Source organism: Streptomyces hokutonensis (assembly GCF_042751305.1).
Classification (GTDB): Bacteria; Actinomycetota; Actinomycetes; order Streptomycetales; family Streptomycetaceae; genus Streptomyces; species Streptomyces hokutonensis_A.
Genome location: NZ_JBHYWD010000006.1, coordinates 9049 through 10928, shown reverse-complemented (window position 1 = coordinate 10928; position 1880 = coordinate 9049). Strand labels below are relative to the sequence as shown.

Below are 1880 nucleotides of genomic sequence, written 5' to 3'. Positions count from 1 at the left end.
TGCGCCACCCCCGCTCGCCCGCGCGGGGGGTTCGGGGGGCGCGGCGGGGGGGGGGGGTGGGGGGCCCCGCGGGGGGGAGATGGTCCCCCGGGCCGGGGACACCCCGCCGCGCCCCGTTCGCCGTGTTTCAGGCCCCCGCCAGCCCCAACTCCCATGAGAAACCTGTGGGTTTGGTAAAGAGCCAGACCCTGTTCGGTAAGCCGGAAGTCAGGATTCCGGCAACCTCTTGTTGTCGCGTACTCAACAAGAGATGGTCATCGCGGGCCGCCCCCCACCGCCGGGGAAACCGCACCGGCGAGACGCACCCGCACCGCCCCTGTTCCACCGACTCAGGAGGCTGCACCTTGCGTACCACGACCCCCAACTCCCCCCACACGCACGGTAGATGGCGCCGCATAGGTTCCGCGGCCGTCGCCACGGCCGCACTCGTCCTCACCGGCCTCGGCACCGCCGCACAGGCCGACGCCGTGCAGAGCGCCACCACCTCCACCGCGGTGACCTACGCCGCCGCCCCCTGTGCGACCCCCAAGCACGCCGGCGATCTCACCTGCAAGTCCTACCGCGTCACCGGCGGCCTCACCGCCTACCAGAAGATGCAGGCCGCGAAGACCGGCATCACCCCGAAGGCCGCCGACGCGTCGACCCCCTCCGGCTACAGCCCGACCAACCTCCGGTCGGCCTACGGCCTGACCTCCGCCGCCGCCTCCAACGGCTCCGGCGAGACCATCGCGATCGTCGACGCGTACAACGACCCCAACGCCGAGGCCGACCTCGCGACCTACCGCTCGTACTACGGCCTCTCCGCCTGCACCACGGCCAACGGCTGCTTCAAGAAGGTCAGCCAGACCGGCTCGACGACCTCGCTGCCGTCGTCCGACGCCGGCTGGTCCGAGGAGATCTCCCTCGACCTCGACATGGCGAGCGCGATCTGCCCGCTGTGCAACATCACCCTCGTCGAGGCCACCAGCGCCAGCTACGCCAACCTCGGCACCGCCGAGAACGAGGCCGTCGCCCTCGGCGCCAAGTTCGTCTCCAACAGCTACGGCGGCTCGGAGTCCTCGTCCCAGACGTCGTACGACACCTCGTACTACAACCACCCGGGCGTGGCCATCACCGTCTCCTCCGGTGACAGCGCCTACGGCGCCGAGTACCCGGCGACCTCCCGCTACGTGACGGCCGTCGGCGGCACCAAGCTCTCCACCTCCTCCACCACCCGCGGCTGGACCGAGGTCGTCTGGAAGACGTCCAGCACCGAGGGCACCGGCTCCGGCTGCTCCTCCTACGACGCCAAGCCCACCTGGCAGACCGACACCGGCTGCACCAAGCGCATGGAGTCCGACGTCTCCGCCGTCGCCGACCCCGCCACCGGCGTCTCCGTCTACGACTCCTACGGCGTCACCGCCGGCTGGTACACCTTCGGCGGCACCAGCGTCTCCGCCCCGATCATCGCCGGTGTCTACGCCCTCGCCGGCACCCCGGCCAGCGGCACCTACCCCGCCCAGTACCCCTACGACTACGCGGGCACCTCGTCCCTCAACGACGTGACGAGCGGCAACAACGGCACCTGCACCACGTCGTACTTCTGCACCGCCACGACCGGCTACGACGGCCCGACCGGCTGGGGCACCCCGGAGGGCATCTCGGCCTTCGCGAACTGAGGCCGGCCGACCCCCACCCTGTTCCCTGTTCAACTCCGATCTGATCCACAGTCACATGTCATGCCACCGTGGGTCGTGGGGGCCACACGTGGCATGAGAGAACGGGGGGGGGCGGGCCGCCCCCCCCCCGTGATAAATTGAACAAAAATAACAGCACACAGATTAATAAGGGGTAAAGACACCAACAACCCCAAGTTGAGCCCCGCGCCCGGGTCGCCGCGG

1 protein-coding gene is annotated in these 1880 nt (G+C 69.9%); it reads left to right on the top strand.

The window, feature by feature from the left end:
• The first annotated feature begins 344 nt into the window (after positions 1–344).
• Complete coding sequence (locus ACFXC1_RS17405; protein ID WP_381243581.1) at positions 345–1658, top strand: S53 family peptidase; 1314 nt, start codon at positions 345–347, stop codon at positions 1656–1658.
• Positions 1659–1880 lie beyond the last annotated feature (222 nt).